At 38.9% G+C, this 19079-nt stretch carries 14 protein-coding genes; 3 read left to right on the top strand and 11 right to left on the bottom strand.

Features of this window, described 5'->3' with window-relative positions:
- Positions 1-195: 195 nt before the first annotated feature.
- From WSC_RS0117375 to WSC_RS0117340, 8 genes are all read right to left on the bottom strand, one after another.
- On the bottom strand, positions 196-1131 hold the full coding sequence (locus tag WSC_RS0117375; RefSeq protein ID WP_016957227.1) for a porin: 936 nt from the start codon (positions 1129-1131) through the stop codon (positions 196-198).
- A gap of 239 nt (positions 1132-1370) precedes the next feature.
- A complete protein-coding gene (gene phoU, locus WSC_RS0117370) occupies positions 1371-2084 on the bottom strand; it encodes a phosphate signaling complex protein PhoU (RefSeq protein ID WP_016957226.1) in 714 nt (237 codons plus the stop codon).
- A gap of 54 nt (positions 2085-2138) precedes the next feature.
- Positions 2139-2960 (bottom strand): phosphate ABC transporter ATP-binding protein PstB, encoded by an 822-nt coding sequence (gene pstB / locus WSC_RS0117365; RefSeq protein WP_016957225.1) that lies wholly within the window; start codon positions 2958-2960, stop codon positions 2139-2141.
- A gap of 19 nt (positions 2961-2979) precedes the next feature.
- On the bottom strand, positions 2980-4617 hold the full coding sequence (gene pstA / locus WSC_RS0117360) for a phosphate ABC transporter permease PstA (RefSeq protein WP_016957224.1): 1638 nt from the start codon (positions 4615-4617) through the stop codon (positions 2980-2982).
- 17 nt (positions 4618-4634) lie between these two features.
- A complete protein-coding gene (locus tag WSC_RS0117355) occupies positions 4635-6875 on the bottom strand; it encodes an ABC transporter permease subunit (protein ID WP_016957223.1) in 2241 nt (746 codons plus the stop codon).
- Between the two features lie 148 nt (positions 6876-7023).
- Complete coding sequence (locus WSC_RS0117350; protein WP_016957222.1) at positions 7024-8301, bottom strand: inorganic phosphate transporter; 1278 nt, start codon at positions 8299-8301, stop codon at positions 7024-7026.
- Between the two features lie 28 nt (positions 8302-8329).
- Positions 8330-9007 carry a TIGR00153 family protein gene (locus tag WSC_RS0117345; RefSeq protein WP_016957221.1) on the bottom strand — a complete coding sequence of 226 codons (678 nt, stop codon included), beginning with the start codon at positions 9005-9007 and terminating at the stop codon, positions 8330-8332.
- Positions 9008-9115: 108 nt separating this feature from the next.
- Positions 9116-11077, bottom strand: a complete 1962-nt coding sequence (locus WSC_RS0117340) for a methyl-accepting chemotaxis protein (protein ID WP_082196209.1) — start codon at positions 11075-11077, stop codon at positions 9116-9118.
- Between the two features lie 213 nt (positions 11078-11290).
- Here WSC_RS0117340 and WSC_RS0117335 point away from each other — a divergent pair, with 213 nt between their 5' ends.
- From WSC_RS0117335 to ppx, 3 genes are all read left to right on the top strand, one after another.
- Positions 11291-11803 (top strand): glycine cleavage system transcriptional repressor, encoded by a 513-nt coding sequence (locus tag WSC_RS0117335; protein WP_016957219.1) that lies wholly within the window; start codon positions 11291-11293, stop codon positions 11801-11803.
- Between the two features lie 88 nt (positions 11804-11891).
- Positions 11892-13958 (top strand): polyphosphate kinase 1, encoded by a 2067-nt coding sequence (gene ppk1 / locus WSC_RS0117330; protein ID WP_016957218.1) that lies wholly within the window; start codon positions 11892-11894, stop codon positions 13956-13958.
- Positions 13959-13978: 20 nt separating this feature from the next.
- Positions 13979-15481, top strand: coding sequence for an exopolyphosphatase (gene ppx / locus WSC_RS0117325; protein WP_016957217.1), 1503 nt, complete (start codon positions 13979-13981; stop codon positions 15479-15481).
- A gap of 14 nt (positions 15482-15495) precedes the next feature.
- Here the strand turns inward: ppx and phoR are convergent, their stop codons facing one another.
- From phoR to der, 3 genes are all read right to left on the bottom strand, one after another.
- Positions 15496-16842: a phosphate regulon sensor histidine kinase PhoR gene (phoR, locus tag WSC_RS0117320; RefSeq protein WP_016957216.1), complete on the bottom strand. Its 1347-nt coding sequence runs from the start codon at positions 16840-16842 to the stop codon at positions 15496-15498.
- A 3-nt stretch (positions 16843-16845) separates the two neighbouring features.
- Positions 16846-17535, bottom strand: coding sequence for a phosphate regulon transcriptional regulator PhoB (gene phoB / locus WSC_RS0117315; RefSeq protein ID WP_026016920.1), 690 nt, complete (start codon positions 17533-17535; stop codon positions 16846-16848).
- A gap of 222 nt (positions 17536-17757) precedes the next feature.
- The coding region (der, locus tag WSC_RS23235) for a ribosome biogenesis GTPase Der (protein WP_040394975.1) at positions 17758-19079 on the bottom strand (1322 nt) is incomplete at its 5' end.

Genomic DNA, 19079 nt, shown 5'->3' with positions numbered 1-19079 from the left:
GCTTATTTGTTGATTAGTTAACCATTCACTTTTGATATGGTTATTTAACTTCGATTGGGATTAGGTTATTACACATTTATGTCACTAATATTACAAAGATGACATTTTTGTTTTTTATGATTAAATTTATTTTTGGCAAAAAAAAGCCCCCAACATTTGGCTTGGAGGCTGCTTCGTATCCGACAAAAGTCTAACTTAGAATTTGTGCTCTATACCAACTGCTAACGTATTGGTATCACCACCTTTCTCTTCAGTTGTATACCAAGCAAATAACTTGGTTGCATCACCTAGTTTATAGTCAACACCCGCTGAAATTGTATCAACACGCAGGTCATTAGCCTTATCATCTAATGTTTGATATTGCAGTTTGTAAGTTAATTTACCAGCTGAGTATGCACCGTTAACCATAACGCCTGTATCAGCGTCTCCAGTGCCATCTGAGCTCTCTTCACGTTGCACAACAGCACCTAACTTAAACGCACCAAATTTTTGGTTGTATACAGCACGAATGATGTCGTGGTTGTCTACATCATTGTCAACCGCAATAGCTGCATATACTTTTGACTTTTTAAGCTTAGCATCACCATACATCACAGCAGCTGATACACCTGCGCTGTCAGCAAAACTCTGATCATTCTCTTCATGGGTAATATAAGTTGCGCCGAACGAGAAACCAGAAAAGCTAGGCGAAATATAAGTGACTGAATCGCTCTCACGATTTTCACCTTCAAATAAGTTTTTGATATCAGCATTGTAATCATTGAATAAATCAACCTTACCTTGCGCTAACTTCAAAGCAGTATCCATACGGCCTAATCTTACTTGACCAAAACCACCCTTTAAACCTACATATTGGTTACGTGCAGTTACATTTTTTTCTTTCGATTCATCCGCAAAATCAACACCAAATTCCGCTTGGTAAATAGCAGTCAATCCATTATCTAATTCAACTTCACCTTTTACCCCAAAACGTGAAGCATTGCTTTTTAAGTCAGTCGCAGTTTCTGCAGCATCAGCATATTGAAAGCTTAAATTAGCTTTACCATATACAGTAAGTGGATCAGCCGCTAAAGTGCCAGCTGAAAAACCTAAAACAGATACCGCTAAAATGCTTTTAGATAGTGTTTTCATGGAATGTTCCTGTATTAACATCTCAGCTCTTAAGCCTAGATTTAACTGGCAAAATATCAAGCTGATTCAAAGTAAAATTAAAACTTCATTTAAAAGATGCGAATATTGTATGAATGTTTTATTACAGTTTTATTTCACTGAAATATTTTTGTAGTAAATTTGAAATATTAAAATTGATAAATGTGCTGTTAAGGCGGGAATTTTAGTGCGAAATCAATGATCTCGCACTAAAAACAATCTTATTTTTTTGAGGCTAACATAGCTTCAATTTTTTCGGTTGGCGTATGGCGAACATCTTTACCTTTAATTAGATAAATGACATGTTCACTGATGTTTTGACATCTATCACCAATACGCTCTAGCGAACGTGTTGCCCACATAACATCCATTATTTTTGGAATTGAACGAGGATCTTCCATCATATAGGTCATTAACTGACGAGTAATGCCCTCATACGCTTTATCAATTTTTTTGTCCATTTTGTAAACGTCATAAGCAGCATCACTGTCCATCCGCGCTAGCGAATCCAAAACTGCCTTAAACATTTGCAAAACTTGTTGACCCATATGGTCAACGTCAACTAAAAATTGGCGTTCAGTTTTATTAAAATGCTCTTGTGCAGCGCGCACCATACGGCATGTTTCGTCACCAATGCGTTCAAGATCAGCAATTATTTTCGCAATAGCCAAAATAATACGCAAATCAACCGCAGCAGGCTGGCGCTTAGCAATAACACGGGCACACTGCTCATCAATTAACATTTCGTACGCGTTAACTTTTTCATCTTCTTTGATAATTTTTTGTGCAAGCTTTGAATCAAATTGACTGATGGCTTCCAATGCTTGCGCAATTTGTTGCTCAACTATGCCGCCCATGTCTAAAACATAGCTCAGCATTTCTTCTAGCTCTTTATTAAACTGGCCAGATATATGTTTATCTATTTTTAAATCCATAGTTACCTCTAATTGCCCCTATTAACCGATGCGCTGTTTAAGTATAGGCACGAATTAACCATATCGACCAGTAATATAATCTTCGGTCTTTTTCTTTTCAGGAGCAGTAAACAACTGGTTTGTATCAGTATACTCAACTAGTTCGCCCATGAACATAAACGCAGCATAGTTAGAAACACGCGCAGCCTGCTGCATGTTATGTGTAACTATCACAACTGTGTAGGTTTCTTTTAGCTCATTAATCAACTCTTCAATGGTTAATGTTGAGATAGGATCAAGTGCAGAAGTTGGTTCATCCAACAACAATACTTTAGGCTCAATCGCAATTGCACGTGCAATCACTAAACGTTGCTGCTGACCACCTGATAAACCAAAAGCGCTGTCGTGTAATCTGTCTTTAACTTCATCCCACAAAGCAGCTTTGCGTAATGAGGTTTCAACAATTTCGTCTAATCGACGTTTATCATTGATGCCTTGAATACGTAAGCCATATACAACATTTTCATAAATTGATTTAGGGAATGGATTTGGACGCTGAAACACCATACCAACGTTTTGGCGCAAGCTGGCAACATCTACATCTTTGTCATATATATTTTTGCCTTCAAGTAATATTTCGCCATCAACTCGACAAATATCAACTAAATCATTCATACGGTTAATACAGCGCAATAAAGTTGATTTACCACAACCCGAAGGACCGATAAAGGCAGTTACCTTACCTTTAGGTATTTTCATGTCGATATTGTACAAAGCTTGTTTTTCGCCGTAGAACAAACTTAAGTTATTCATTTGTAGTGCTGTTTGCTCAGGGGTTAAATCCGTTGGAGCAACTACATTTTTAATTTTGGCTATCTCTGGAGATACTGAAATCATCTTTTTAAACCTTTAAATCTTAATGTTCTAACGACTTATATTTTTCACGTAGGTGGTTACGAATACCAATGGCTGTAATGTTTAACGCCACAATTACGGTAACCAATAAAAATGCAGTTGCATATACTAGCGGTCTTGCCGCTTCTACGTTTGGACTTTGGAAACCAACATCATATATATGGAAACCTAAGTGCATAAATTTTCTATCTACATGGACAAATGGGAAGTTGCCATCTATTGGTAGCGTTGGTGCCATTTTTACCACACCAACTAACATTAGTGGTGCAACCTCACCGGCTGCTCGCGCTACGGCTAAAATTAAACCTGTCATAATTGCTGGACTCGCCATAGGAATAATAATACGCCATAAAGTTTCTGCTTTAGTTGCCCCCAAAGCTAAGCTGCCTTGACGCAATGAGCTAGGGATACGAGACATACCTTCTTCGGTTGAAACTATGACAACTGGCAAGGTTAAAATTGCCAAGGTTAATGCTGACCAAATAACCCCTGGGGTACCAAAGGTAGGATTAGGTAGCGCTTCTGGGTAGAACAATTCATCTATACTGCCCCCCAACATATACACGAAGAAACCTAAACCAAATACACCATATACAATAGAAGGTACACCAGCTAAGTTAATAACCGCGATACGAATAACCTTAGTTACTGTATTTTTAGCCGCGTACTCGTGTAAATAGATAGCTGCGACCACACCAAATGGCGTAACAATAACAGCCATCAACATAACCATAAATACGGTACCGAATATAGCTGGGAATACCCCACCTTCAGTATTCGCTTCACGCGGGTCGTCAGTTACAAAGCGACCCAACTGTACAAAGAATCGACCGAGTTTTTGTAACGCTGACATATCATTTGGAAAATGTACGTCTAACACTTCAGCAATGCGTAAGGTAACAAGTTCACCACGCATGTCTTTTACAACTACTTCATCGCGATCTAGCGCTTTACGTAGCTGAAACAACTCTTTTTCGAATTCTTGGTAAGATTCTTTTAATTGCTTACGCTCTTGCTCAAATTCAGCAATACGCTCGTCTGTCAGTTTATCTTTAAGCTCTAGCGCACGCTCTTCAAGGCGCATTTTTTCTAAACGATAGTTAATTGAACCAATTTCGCCATTTTGTAAATCAACTGCTTGCTCTGAAATATCCACAGCTCGCTCAATCAACTCTTCTAGTCGAGCTGAATCAACCTGCTGACCATCCAAAATAACCTTATCGACATAACCATAAAAGTTACCATTTCGGCTTCGCTCAAACACACCTAAACCCGAAGGTGTGTCGGTTTTTTTGATATCAGTTTGCAACAACCAACGAAAATCTAACTCTACAAATTCGCGGTTACCGGTTTTGATCAATATACGCTCAACTGTTTCACCTTGAAAATCACCTAGGTCAATGCCCATGTTTTTCAAACGTTTAGCAGGAACTTGTTCTCTGTCGTAAATTTCACCGATAATCGTTTGTTTATTATCAGCCTGTTGCACATCAAACTCATACACGTCAGCAGGCCAGAAAAAGCCTAAGCCACGTGCAGCAATCATCACTAACAAACCAATTACAGAAATTAAGCTAATACTTACTGCACCGGCAGTCATCCAGATCCAAGGTGATCCTGATTTAAACCAATCTTTCATTAACAATAATCCCGCCGTTATAGTGAACTGTATTTATCACGCAAGCGCTGACGAACAAACTCAGCTATGGTGTTAAATACAAAAGTAAAAATGAATAATACAAATGCTGCTAAGAATAGAATGCGGTAGTGGGTACTACCAACTTCTGATTCAGGCATTTCAACTGCGATATTTGCAGATAATGTACGCATACCTTGGAATACTGACCAATCCATAATTGGTGTATTACCCGTTGCCATAAGCACTATCATAGTCTCGCCCACAGCGCGGCCTAACCCCATCATTACCGCTGAGAAGATACCAGGGCTAGCAGTTAACAATACAACACGTACCAAAGTCTGCCATTGACTAGCGCCTAGCGCTAGCGAGCCGTTTGACAAATGTTTAGGTACAGAAAATACAGCGTCTTCTGCAATTGAGAATATGGTTGGAATAACCGCAAACCCCATAGCAATACCAACAACTAGCGAGTTTCTTTGGTCAAAGGAAATACCTAAATCGTCGGTGATAAATAAACGTACATCACCATCAAAGAAAACATCATTAAACCAAGGGCTCGCCTCTAACAACAAGTAAGTCATCAATAAAATAACAGGGATAAGTAATAACGAATCCATACCTGTTGGCAAACTATTGAGCAATTTACGCGGCAAGTTGTGCCATGCAAAAGCGAACAAAATAATTGCAACTGGTAAAAACAGAATCAATATAGCTATAGCCGCTAAGTGTTCTTCAATTAACGGTGCTAACCACAAACCCGCTAAGAAACCTAAAATTACCGTTGGTAAAGCTTCCATAATTTCTACCGTAGGTTTAACCACAGTACGGATTTTTGCCGGCATAAAATAAGCAGTGTAAATAGCAGCGGCTAATGCAATTGGCACTGAGAATAACATAGCGTAAAACGCAGCTTTAATCGTACCAAAAGTTATTGGTACTAAAGAGAACTTAGATTCAAAATCATCAGATGCAGAGGTCGATTGCCAAATGTAATCTGGCTCACCATAACCTTCATACCAAGTTTCTTGCCACAAGGCAGACCAAGTTACTTCAGGATGTTCGTTTTCAACATCAAATAAATGCATACCTTGTGAAGTCAAAGTAATGTAAGCATTTGCACGTGGTGAAATTGCCAAATCTAGCACAGCTTGATCAAGCAATTTATCCGCATATAAATGCGCTTCACTTGTGGTATAAAATACGTCTAAATGACCTGAGCTTGATGTTGCAACAAAACTGCGACGGAAGAATTCTGGATATAAACCATTGATGTTGGTGTTATCACTTTTAAAGCTACGGATTTTAGTAAATTCACGACCTTGTTCCGCATTCACTTCAAACCACTGCGCAACGTTGCCTTTATTGTCGGCAATCACGATTGAACTTGCGCCTGCAAGTAAAGTTGAAGCGGTAACTTTTACACCATGCTCTACTACACGGCTTTGCGATACCAATTTAACTTTGTTGGCATTGCGGACATCAAATACATACATATAACCATTTTGCAGTACAAAGGCACGCGATAAATCTGCGGTTAAATGCAGTTGGTCAACTTCGCCTGTAACATTTGGTAATTCGACATTCGATTGAGACCACTCAATCTCATCTGTCATAAAATTAACTTCGCCTAACAAACGCGAGTAAAACACAGCTGATTTATTCTGAGTTTGATAAACAACACCAGCGCCGTCGTTTTCAGAGGTGGTCGCAAATGCAAATTTATTGATTGGCGCATCCGTCGCTATGGTTAAACCATCCCGACCAAAAGGATATTCGATTCTTGGCTCTATGGTACGGCGGTTATTGGCAAAACCAATTTTAAAACCCGGTTTGATGATAACAACACTATTATCAGCAAAAGCGTAAGCATATTGTTTAACATGCGGCATAGCTTTAGCAAAAGCAGTGATTTCGCTACTGTTGTTGATATCAAATTGTGTGATTAGCTGAGTTTTATCCGCACCATGCAATTGATAATACTCAAGCGATGGTTGATTGGTAAATCGATAAGCAGTTTCTACGTGATCGTCTGTCCCTAACGCTAAAGTTTTATGCTTATCCTCTAGTGCTATGGTTAAGTTAGGTTCGATAGAAACATCTTCAAATATAGGTTGTACAACATACAACAAATAGAAAAAGATCATCAAAAGAGCGACTAACACCATGATACCGCCAGTGGCGACACCATACTTGGCAAAGCGATCTTTGAACTTCCTCATCGCATGCTGTTTGTTTTGTAAAGTGTTTGACTGATACATTGAAAGCCTTAGCCTAATTGAGTTGCGCGCAGTATATGATACTTTTATGACAGTTATGTTACACGCAACGTAATATTACTAAACTGTAATTTATGGATACAAAAAAGGCTTCCGAAGAAGCCTTTTACCGTTCGAAACTGATGAAGAATTATAGAAGGATACTAGTTAGAAGCAAGTAAGCGATAATAGCTAAACCAGCACCAGCAGGTAATGTAACTACCCAAGAGATAACAATATTGCGTACAGTGCCCATGTTAAGCGCAGCAATACCTCTAGCAATACCTACACCTAATACAGCACCAACTAAGGTTTGAGTTGTTGAAATTGGTAGACCCGTACCAGAAGCGATTACCACTGTACTTGCAGCCGCTAACTCTGCGGCAAAACCACGGCTTGGGGTTAAATGCGTGATACCTTTACCTATAGTTGCCATAACTCTATGGCCAAATAAAGCCAAACCAGCAACAATACCAAATGCGCCTAAAGGTAAAATCCACCAAGCTAATGCAGATTTAGCACCAATAACACCATCGTTTTCAACTACACTGACAACTGCAGCTAGCGGACCAATTGCATTTGCAACGTCATTAGAACCATGAGCGAACGCCATACAACAAGCAGTTACTATCATTAATACCGCAAAGATTTTTTCAACGTTAGAAAACTGCTCTTCACGTGCTGCATTCTCATCAATATTTAAGCGCTTGATAAAAATACCACCGATAATTGCCACAATAATACCGACTATGATTGCGTATACATATGCTTCGGTCGTGCTAATGCTGATTGATGCATCTTTAAATACGTGTTTTAAACCTTTTTTAATGGTAACCAAAGCCATAACAAAACCGCCAAGCGCCATATAAATTGGTACATAACGTTTAGCATTTTTAATTGGATTTTCAGTGTCAAATATAAATCGTTGTGCGCTCATAAAGATAATATAAGCGAGTACACCAGAAAGTAACGGGGTAACAATCCAACTACCAACAATGCCACCGACTTTATCCCAATGAATCGCTTCACTGCCAGCAGCGATAACAGCAAAACCTATAATTGCACCAACAATTGAGTGAGTTGTAGAAACCGGCCAGCCCATATAAGAAGCGACAGCTAACCAAGTACCAGCGGCAATAAGCGCAGAAATCATACCAATAACAAACAACTCAGGTACGTGCATAAAGGGTTCTGCATCGATAATACCTTTACGAATTGTTGATGTTACTTCACCACCAGCTAAATAAGCGCCGGCGAATTCAAAAATCATCGCAATAATAATTGCTTGTTTAATAGTTAAAGCTTTCGATCCAACTGAAGTGCCCATTGCATTTGCAACGTCGTTGGCGCCAATCCCCCACGCCATAAAAAAGCCGACAACTGCCGCTAAAATAACCAGCATTACGCCGTAAGTAGTTAAAATATCCATTGGATTTCCTGAAATTAAACTTATTAAATTATCTTGCTAGAAGTAGCTCTAAACGACCACCGACAGATTCAGCTTTATCAGCTAAATCACCAACCCATTCAATTACGTCATATAAGAAAATCGCATCAATTGGGTTCATCTCTGTTTCAGCAGCACGAACAGATAAACGAAGACCGATTTGTAATTTATCTGTGTCTTCTTCGATGCTTGCTACTTGAGAAATGATTTTTTCAACTAGGTCAACTTCACGGCCACGAAAACCGGTTTCGAGTAACTCGTCTAATTCGTTAATCGCTTTTGCGGCCATATCAACAGCATCAATACAACGCTTAAGATAAACCATAAAATCATTTTGCAAATCGGCTGGAATTGGCAACTCTCGACCTATTACCCGACCTGCAATATCTTTTGCTTTGTTTGCTATTTTGTCTTGCTGTACAAGTAACTCTAATAAGTCAGCACGATCAACAGGCAAAAATAAACCTTTAGGTAATTGAATTCTTAACTCTCTTTTTATCGCGTCTGCTTCTTTTTCAAGCTTTGACACCTCGTCGCGCACAACTTGAGCAGTTTCCCAATCAGCCTTAAAAACAGCTTCAAAAAAAGCTGGCAATCTATCTGCAGCAGCTTTAACAACATCGATATGCGTTTCAAGCGCTTTAAAAGGGGATTTACCGAATACGCCTAAAAATGAATTTCCTGACATAAATAAACCTTTATATTTACTTTGATGACGCGGCGGATTCTACACCAAATCAAGCAAAGATGACCAAGTTTCAGAAAAATTAATTATTTGTTCATAAAATTATTATGGCTACACCATGGCAAGTTCGCCATTATCGGCCAAAGTTTTCATAATGTTGCTTGCTTGTAACTGTGTGCTTTGGCTTACTTTATTAGTTTTTTCACGTGTTTGGTCAATTTGATTCTGAATTTGCATTATCGCTTTTTCAAACGCGTCTATATGCTGTAATTGATCACTTGCATTGTGGAAACTTTGCAAGGCAGCACTAGCTGACTCTTGAGCTTGCGAGCGCACAACCAGAGCATTTTCATATAAATCGACCGCGGTTTGTTTTTGTTCGTTTGAAAGCTGGTCAATATTTTTCACCACTTGTACTAATTCATCTGATGATGTGCGCAACAATTCTAGGATAGACGAAATATCAGATAATGACTCTTGGGTGCGCTTGGATAAACTTCGAACTTCATCAGCAACTACAGCAAACCCTCGTCCGTGTTCACCTGCCCTTGCAGCTTCAATCGCGGCATTCAGTGCCAACAAGTTGGTTTGCTCGGCAACACTGCCTATGGTATCTACTATGGTACTTGCTTTATCAACTGAATCTAACAGTAGCTCAACCGATTGATAACTCGTTTGTGTTGAAGCGTATATTTTTTCAGCGTTGTCAGTCACTAAATTAATTTTTTTGTTGCTGTCAGCGATAAAGGTTTCGGTTTTTTGCGCGTTTTTCTGCACAGTTTCTGCGCCTGTATACACTTCTTCAGCCAATGAAACGAGCTCTTTAATGATGTGCATATTCCCTTGCATTTTGCCGTGTACTTCACCGGTTTGCAGCTCAATTTCTTTGCTTTCACTGACCAAACCGTCTAACGCGGTCGAGATTTGCGACAAGGTTTGATTTTTGCCTTCATTTTCTTGTTCAATTTGATCAAGTAGCTGATTAAAACACATAGCGACTTCATCTATCTCTGTTTTATTTTTTGATACTTGGATACGTTCTACTTCACCTGTTGCAACTAAACGATGGAAATTTTTACGTAACTTACGCACAGGTTTAACAACCCAAGCATATTGGAAAGCCATCAAACCAATAGCCACTATCATGAGGACAATTGCAGCGGAATAAAGCACCACGCGGGTTTGACTATCAACTTGCTGCTGATGATGCAACAATTCGTCTTCAAGTAAAATATAGTCAGCTTCAAAATTATCTACTTTATTACGAAGATTGTAGTACGAAGTGCTTACTAAACGCAGTGAGTTTTGGGTATTGCCTACTTCTTTAGGATAACGATTGACCTGTGCATATAAGCTCGAAATCAACTCATCGCCAATTTCGTCTGCTTCCACTGCCATGCCGAGCGAAAACTCATCTTCCTCTTCTTCAGACTCTGGATATATATCGAATCTATCCAATTGTTTTAAAACTTGTATACTCGATTTCAGCTCAGCCGCTTGATTTAACAATAAGCGTGAGTCAGTTCCCGATTCAGTTGAGCTAAAAGTACGTTCACGTCGATAAGATAAACCTGCAACACCATTTGCTATTTTGACGGCGATAGGATAATAAGCTTGGGCTAACTCAGGCTTGCTTTGACTACCTTGCTCTATATATTCAAGCAAACTTTGGCTATCAGATAACAAACTTTTTTCTGCAAATTGCAACAGTGCTTCACTATTTGCGCCTAACTTACCCGCGGCGCGCACGTCATCTTCAATAAATTGAATGAGCTGTTCAATTTGCCCTACGAGCGCTTGATAAGAAGTATTGTCATTATTCTTTAAAGTAGCAGAAATAACTTCTAATGTTTCTTTCGCTGCATTTAGCTCAAGTGAATCGCTGGTAGTCAAATAGCTATTGACTTGGTTTTTAAAAACTTGGGTCAATTGGTTTTTAGTTTTTTGGTATTCAGCTAAATTTTGCTTGACTTGTTGCTGCTGAATATTTGACCAAACCAACAGGGAAATAAGTCCTAGCCCAATTAAAATCAGGATTGACGAGGATAATATCGAAAAACGAGAAATGTTCATTTACTGCTTCATTGTGTGTTCAGCTTTTTTGATGCGGCTAAAATAACAGCCACACATGACACTTTTGTTACAAATGTCATAATTCTTGTCATATTTTCCGAGTAATCGAAGTAGTTTGCGCAAACAAATATTTGTCCATGATATAGATTTTGTAACAAGCCTTTCCTATACTTAAATCTAACCTTTTAAGCCTCTGATATAGCGATCATTTTTATGCAAAGCCAACTTATTATTTCTATTATTTCAGCCGATAAACCAGGTATTATCGAGTTATTATCTAAAACCGTTAGAGCCCACCATGGTAACTGGCTCGCCAGTAATTTTTGTCGTATGTCCGGCCAGTTCGCTGGTATTGTAGAGGTTGAAGTTGCACACGAATATCAAGCAGAGTTAACCCACGCTATTCAAGCTCTAACCCAAAACAACATCCAGTTACATATTGCTATAGGTGCAGAAGCACCAGCACAAGAATGTAACCTTGCTAAGTTAACCGTAGTAGGTAACGATAAATCCGGCATTATCAACCAAATTGCCACCAAACTAGCTGCATTAAAAGTTAATTTGCTTAATTTAAAATCTAGTTGTGAAAGCGCGCCTAACTGGGGTAGCCAATTATTTAAAGCAGAAGCAACGCTAGAGCTACCAATTGAACTGGATATTGATGACGTACAAGAAGCACTAGAAGACATAGCTAATGATTTAGTCGTAGAAATAAGCTTAGAGTAATTTGCAGCAAATATGACAATTGTAATAAATCTGCAATAGACAAATTATCTAATGACTACAGATCACTAAAAGAAAGAACAAAATATAAATGGCAAAAGACAAATTATTTGTTGAAAAAGAGCTAAGTTGGTTATCTTTTAACGAACGTGTATTACAGGAAGCTGCAGATAAAACAGTACCTGTAGTAGAACGTGTGCGTTTTTTGGGGATTTTTTCTAACAATCAAGATGAATTCTTTCGGGTACGCGTTGCTGATGTGCGCCGCCGTGCCTTGTTAGAAAAAGAGCAAAATGAAGAGCACGCAGCTAAATTACTTGTCAGTATTCAAGAAAAAGTTATATCGCTGGCAACCAAGTTTGACGCTATTTATAAAGAAGTGGTCAGAGAATTATCTAAGCATAAAATATACTTTGTCGATCACTCACAACTGTCTCAGTTTCATAAATCATGGTTGATTGATTTTTTCCAGCAGCAAGTTGTTAAACATGTACGACCGTTAATACCATCTAAAACACGTAAACTGATTGATTTAATTGAAGACAATACCACTTATCTCGCGGTGCAAATGACCAGCGGTGAACACACTGACTATGCAGTTGTTGAAGTACCGACGAATGAAGTATCGCGCTTTATTCTACTTCCGCCAGAAAAAAGCAAGGTAAAAAAAGAAGTTATATTATTAGACGACGTTCTGTTATTAAATCTTGCGAGCATCTTCCGTGGTTTTTTCCAATTCGATGAAATTAGCGCATATAGTTTTAAAATGACCCGTGATGCTGAATATTACGTTGAAGATGAAATAGATCAAAGTTTAGTCGAACAAATGTCTGAAAGTTTAAAACAGCGTTTTAGTGCCGACCCGACACGCGTGGTTTACGACAGGGAAATGCCTGCAGCCATGCTAAAATTTTTGAAAAAACATCTGCAAATATCAGACAACAACGAAGGTTTGTTACCCGGCGGTAAATATCGCAACTTTAAAGATTTTATTGGTTTCCCAAATTTTGGACGCAAGTACTTAGAAAATCCGAGTTTACCAGCGCTGACAAACAGTCAGTTTTCATCGTTTGATAGTGCTTTTGAAGCCATTCGCCACAAAGATATTTTGTTATATTACCCGTATCATAGTTTTGACCATTTCACTGAATTAGTTAGGCAAGCAGCATTCGACCCTGCTGTGACACATATCAGACTAAATATTTATCGAGTTGCTAAAAATTCGCGTATTATTCATTCACTCATTGATGCCGTAAAAAATGGCAAAAATGTCCATGTAGTTGTTGAACTAAAAGCGCGTTTTGACGAAGAAAATAATATTGAGTGGTCACGTGTTATGACTGACGCAGGTATACGCGTGTCATTTGGTATTCCTACATTAAAGATTCACTCTAAATTGTGTTTAATTCACCGTAAAGAAGGCGACAATTTAAGCCGCTATGCCCACTTGGGTACAGGTAATTTCCACGAAAAAACCGCTAAAATTTACACAGACTTTAGTTTATTTACTTGTCATCCTGAAATTACTCGCGAAGTCGAAAACGTCTTTGACTTTATTGAATACAGCTATAAACGCTATAAATTTTATCACTTGATGGTTTCGCCAATTAATACTCGTTTGTCCATTACCCAAATGATTGACCAAGAAATTCAAAATGCTCGTGCAGGTAAATCAACAGGTATTTGTGTCAAAGTTAACAATTTAGTTGATGAGCCGATTATTCATAAATTATATGAAGCGAGCCAAGCTGGCGTTAAAATTCGCTTAATCATTCGCGGCATGTGTAGTTTAGTCCCTGATATTAAAGGCGTAAGTGACAACATTAAAATTATCAGTATAGTTGATAGGTTTTTAGAACATCCGCGGGTAATGATTTTCGACAACGCAGGTGATAAAAAAGTTTATATTTCTTCTGCCGACTGGATGACCAGAAATATAGAACATAGAATTGAAGTTACCTGCCCTATATACGATGAAAAGTTAAAACAAAGAATCGTTGACATTTTTGAACTTCAGTTCAAAGATACCACTAAAGCTCGTATTATCGACGCTGAGCAAAAAAATGATTATGTAGCACGCGGCAATCGTAAAAAGCTGCGTTCTCAAGTCGAAACGTACAATTATATTAAAAAGTTAGAGGATAATTATATCCCCTAACCACAAAACAAGGCCACCACATGACATCAGCCACAACAAATGAAAGAGAAATAATTGCTGCACTTGATATAGGTTCTAACAGTTTTCATTTGATTGTGGCGCGGATTGTCGACGGCTCAATTCAAACCCTACACAAAGTAAAACAACGAGTTCGATTAGCTCAGGGTTTGTCGGCCGATGGTACACTTAATCAAGCCGCAATCGACAGAGCGATAGACACATTAAAACAAATGGCGCAGACACTCCAAGATGTGCCGCCACATAATGTTCGTGTTGTTGCAACTTACACTTTACGCAAAGCAACCAATGTACAAGATTTCTTAAATCAAATTGAAAGTGTTTTCCCCTACCCAATCGAAATTATCCCAGGAAAAGAAGAAGCACGTTTAATTTATCAAGGTGTAGCACATACAGTTGCAGGTGATGACAACCGCATCGTCGTCGATATAGGTGGTGGCAGTACCGAATTTATTATTGGTCAGCATTTTACCCCGCTAAAGCTCAGCTCTCGTTCTATGGGTTGTGTTAGTTTTACCGAACAATATTTCCCACAAGGAAAAATAACTGAACGCAATTTCCAAAAAGCCATATTAGCTGCAGAGCGTGAATTAGAGCCTATCGCTGATTCGTACAAGTCAGTCGGCTGGAAAAGTGCACACGGCACCTCAGGTACAATTAAAGCGATTAGAGAGTCTATTGTGCAAAACGGCTGGAGTGACGGCGAAATAAAAGCGAATCACTTAGAAAAGCTCAAACAAACCCTGATCACCTTTGAAAATATTAACAATATTGATATTCCAGGTGTGAGTGAACACAGACGCCCTGTTCTCGCTGGCGGTTTAGCTGTATTAATCGCCGCATTTGATAGCCTTAATATTAGCAGTATGCGTTATGAAGATGCAGCGCTACGCGAAGGTGTTTTGTATGAGATGGAAGACAGGTTCCAACATCATGATATTCGTGAACGTACAGTTGAAAGTTTGAGCCAAAGATACGCAGTAGATACAGCACAAGCGGCTCGTGTTCACAGATCTGCTAACTTTATTTTTGAACAAATTTCTGACGACTGGCAATTAAACAAAAAAGATTTTCAACAACTATTAAGTTGGGCAGCCAGTTTACATGAAGTTGGCCTGCATATTCATTCAACCAGTTACCACAAACACAGTGGCTATATTTTAGAACATACAGATATGCCAGGTTATAACCTAGAGCAACAACTGGCTGTGGCTACTTTAGTTAGGTATCACAGAAAAAAACTAAAATCTGCCGAAATTGCTAATTTTAATTTTTATAAATCGAACAAAATTGTCCGATTAATTCGCATTTTGCGCATAGCTGTTATGCTCAATTTACGCCGTATTGAGGGTTATTTACCCCAATACAAAGTCAGTGTTGCAGGTGAAGCGTTAGCCATTCAATTCCCTGATGGCTTTTTAAGCGAGCAACCTTTATTGGAAGCTGACTTGTACTCTGAAGTTGAGATGCAAACAGACGCTGGGTTCGACTTTTCTTTTAGTTAACCTGAACCAGGATATTACGCTGAAAGACGTGGTTTTCTCGCTCTTCGTTGGCGGGTTACCACTAAGTCAGTTGGAAAGCTGAATGAAAAACAGCTACCTTGATCCACCACACTGTCTATATCCAGTTGGCTTTTATGGTGAGCTAATACATGCTTAACAATAGACAAACCTAAACCTGAACCACCTGTGGTGCGAGAGCGCGCTTTATCAACACGATAAAACCTTTCTGTTAGCCTATTCAGATGCTGCGCTTCGATACCTTCACCATTGTCCGTTACGCTAAAAGTTGCAGCTGTGCCCTGTTTTCTCCAAGCTACTTTGATAACCCCACCCTGTGGTGTGTAACGAATTGCATTTTTTACTAAATTGGTAAAAGCACTACGCAATTCATCTTCGATACCATGAATTAACAAATTATGGTCGATATCAAAAGAAATAGCGTGCTGACTTTCAAGGTTAAGTTGTTCTGCTTCTTTTTCTAACAACAACATTATTGCTGGCACATCTACAATATTGTCATAGATGTTTTCTTTATTTGCTTCGATGCGCGACAACACTAATAACTGGTTAACTAAGCTGAACATACGCTCACATTGCTCAGACATCATGCCAACTGCTTTTGTACCTGGCAAAGCTTGAGCCATATCAGGGTCTTGCATCATTTCTAGATAACCCTGCAACACAGTTAGTGGCGTGCGCAATTCGTGAGATACATTGGCAATAAAGTCTTTGCGCATTTGATTTAAACGCTGACTTTGCGTGACATCACGACCCAATATCAATACTTGGCCAAGCGCATACGGCACCATACGAATTTCGATAATGCTTTCCCTGTCAGTCGAAGAAGGGATCAGAATATATTCGCCTGATGATTCTTTATCTTTGCTGTGTTTATGAAAATGCTCAATAAAGTCTGGGTAGCGTAATAAGTTGGTGATTAACAAACCTGAATCTTCAGGCCAGCGTAAACCAAATAACATTAAGGCGAGTTTGTTACACCAAATTATCTGACCAGTGTCTTCAACAACAACCGCAGCATCAGGTAAAGCTTCAGCACCATCGCGAAAACGTTTAAGTACCTGGCCTAACTCTTTGCGGCGTTGACGATTTTTTTTCTGCAGACGATAGATACCGTCAAATGTATCTGACCACAAACCATTGCTTGAAGGTGGGTATAAATTCTTTTTCGAGGTTAACCAGTCATTCAGTCGGTTTAAATTATAGGTATACCAGATCAGCAAAACTGACAATAAAATCACAATACATAAAGCTATTTGATCAATCAGATATCCTATCAAAACAGCAACCGACAACAGTAAGATAAATCGACTAATAGCTCTTATGTATTGTTCTTGGATCATATTTTACACTTTAGCAGAGAAGCGATAACCCGCACCACGCACAGTTTGGATCATTTTGTCGTGGCCATGCAAAGATATCGCCTTACGTAAACGACGAATATGTACGTCTACAGTTCTGTCTTCAACATAAACATTAGTACCCCAAACATGGTCTAATAGCTGTTCACGGCTATATACACGCTCTGGGTGTGACATAAAAAAGTGCAATAATTTAAATTCAGTTGGCCCCATATCAAGACCTTGCTCATTCGCGGTTACGCGGTGAGATACAGGGTCGAGTTTTAAACCTTGAACTTGAATCATCTCTTCTACGCTGGTTGGCGCAGAGCGGCGCATTACTGCTTTTATACGAGCTAGTAATTCTTTTGGCGAAAAAGGTTTGGTCATATAGTCGTCAGCGCCGACTTCTAAACCACGAATTTTATCTTCTTCTTCGCCACGCGCAGTTAACATGATAATTGGAATTTGGCGTGTGTATTCATTTTGTTTAAGCTGTTTAGCTAATTGAATACCACTACCACCAGGTAACATCCAATCTAAAAGGATTAAATCTGGATACGGCTCATTAATTTTTTCTAAAGCTTCACCATAAGTTTCAGCTTCTAAGGTGTAATAACCTTTCTGTTCTAAAGCGAAGACTAACATATCGCGAATTGGCATTTCGTCTTCAACAACAAGTATACGGCTTGACATATTTTTGTTTCTCATCTTACTGTCCACTGTTGCTGATTATCTGGCTTAATTTTGACAGTTTTATGAACGTCATGCCAATTAAAAGACAAATTTGCAATATTTTTGTCACTCGCAAACTTTATCACCTATACAAGTACAAGAAATGCTTAGTTTTTTAACCGATTGAACAAACAAATCAATTATTACACCAGCACTAAATTGTCACATATATGTAATAATAGGCTATTTTTTACCTTTGTAGTACTTCATCATACGACGACGGTTTCGCATTTGACTAAGCGATAACTTATTTTTCTTACCTGCATATGGATTTCCACCTTCTCTAAATTCAATTCGAATTGGTGTACCCATCATATCTAACGACTTACGATAATAGTTCATTAAATAACGTTTGTAAGAATCTGGCAGGTCATCTACTTGGTTGCCGTGAATAACAATAATTGGTGGATTATGTCCACCAGCATGTGCGTATTTAAGTTTAACACGGCGACCTTTAACCAATGGTGGTTGGTGATCGTCCTGCGCAGCTTCCATAATACGTGTCAACATTGCGGTAGATAGTTTGCGTGTCGCTGATTCAAATGCTTCTGTTACAGATTCAAATAAATGACCAACACCAGTACCGTGTAACGCCGAGATAAAATGCAAACGGGCAAAATCTAAGAAGCCTAAGCGACGGTCAATTTCAGATTTAATTCGCTCTTTAACATCTGTATCTAAACCATCCCACTTGTTAACCGCCATGACAATTGAGCGGCCTGCATTTAGGGTAAAGCCTAATAAACTTAAATCTTGATCAGTTAAACCTTCACGTGCATCTACGACAATTAAAACAACGTGTGCATCTTCAATTGCTTTAAGCGTTTTAATGACTGAGAATTTTTCAACAGTTTCATTTACTTTTTTACGACGACGGACACCAGCAGTATCTATTAATACGTATTCTTGGCCATCACGTTCCATTGGAATATAAATACTGTCACGTGTTGTGCCTGGCATGTCATACACAATTACGCGATCTTCACCCAATATGCGATTGGTTAAAGTTGATTTACCTACATTTGGTTTACCAACAATCGCCAGTTTAATTTTGTCGGCGTATTCATCTGGCTCTTGCTCTGCTTCAGCAGCTTCTTGTTCTTTTTCTTTGGCAAGCAAAGCTTCGTAATCTAAATCGTCAAAATCATCTTCGGCGTCTTCAGCATCTTGCTCAATTACCGCATCTGGGTATTGTTCTAAAATAGGCTCAAAAGTTTGGTCTAAAAGTGCATTAACACCACGACCATGTGCAGCAGCTATTTGATAAACCGGACCTAAAGCAAGGCTATAAAACTCTGCTGTTGCTGAGTCTGCATCTATACCATCGGTTTTATTGGCAACCAAATAAACAGGTTTGGTTAAACGGCGTAAATGATCAGCTAACAACTGGTCTGCTGCACATACACCGTCACGTGAATCAACTAAAAACATTACAATGTCAGCTTCTTCAATCGCCTGCATAGACTGTGAGGCCATTTCAGCGTCAATACCTTGCTCGTCGCCTG

The organism is Catenovulum agarivorans YM01, from assembly GCF_000281085.1.
GTDB classification, from domain to species: domain Bacteria; phylum Pseudomonadota; class Gammaproteobacteria; order Enterobacterales; family Alteromonadaceae; genus Catenovulum; species Catenovulum agarivorans.
Note: the sequence above shows the minus strand (reverse complement) of the source record. Positions and strands in the feature narration are given on the sequence as shown.

Bases quoted from the DNA above. Each gene is read 5' to 3' on its own strand.
- ppk1 (WP_016957218.1), top strand. From the start codon at position 11,892: ATGGCAAAAGACAAATTATTTGTTGAAAAAGAGCTAAGTTGGTTATCT.
- WSC_RS0117345 (WP_016957221.1), bottom strand. From the start codon at position 9,007: ATGTCAGGAAATTCATTTTTAGGCGTATTCGGTAAATCCCCTTTTAAA.
- WSC_RS0117350 (WP_016957222.1), bottom strand. From the start codon at position 8,301: ATGGATATTTTAACTACTTACGGCGTAATGCTGGTTATTTTAGCGGCA.
- phoU (WP_016957226.1), bottom strand. From the start codon at position 2,084: ATGGATTTAAAAATAGATAAACATATATCTGGCCAGTTTAATAAAGAG.
- phoR (WP_016957216.1), bottom strand. From the start codon at position 16,842: ATGATCCAAGAACAATACATAAGAGCTATTAGTCGATTTATCTTACTG.
- WSC_RS0117335 (WP_016957219.1), top strand. From the start codon at position 11,291: ATGCAAAGCCAACTTATTATTTCTATTATTTCAGCCGATAAACCAGGT.
- ppx (WP_016957217.1), top strand. From the start codon at position 13,979: ATGACATCAGCCACAACAAATGAAAGAGAAATAATTGCTGCACTTGAT.
- pstA (WP_016957224.1), bottom strand. From the start codon at position 4,617: ATGAAAGATTGGTTTAAATCAGGATCACCTTGGATCTGGATGACTGCC.
- pstB (WP_016957225.1), bottom strand. From the start codon at position 2,960: ATGATTTCAGTATCTCCAGAGATAGCCAAAATTAAAAATGTAGTTGCT.
- WSC_RS0117375 (WP_016957227.1), bottom strand. From the start codon at position 1,131: ATGAAAACACTATCTAAAAGCATTTTAGCGGTATCTGTTTTAGGTTTT.
- WSC_RS0117355 (WP_016957223.1), bottom strand. From the start codon at position 6,875: ATGTATCAGTCAAACACTTTACAAAACAAACAGCATGCGATGAGGAAG.
- WSC_RS0117340 (WP_082196209.1), bottom strand. From the start codon at position 11,077: ATGAACATTTCTCGTTTTTCGATATTATCCTCGTCAATCCTGATTTTA.
- phoB (WP_026016920.1), bottom strand. From the start codon at position 17,535: ATGTCAAGCCGTATACTTGTTGTTGAAGACGAAATGCCAATTCGCGAT.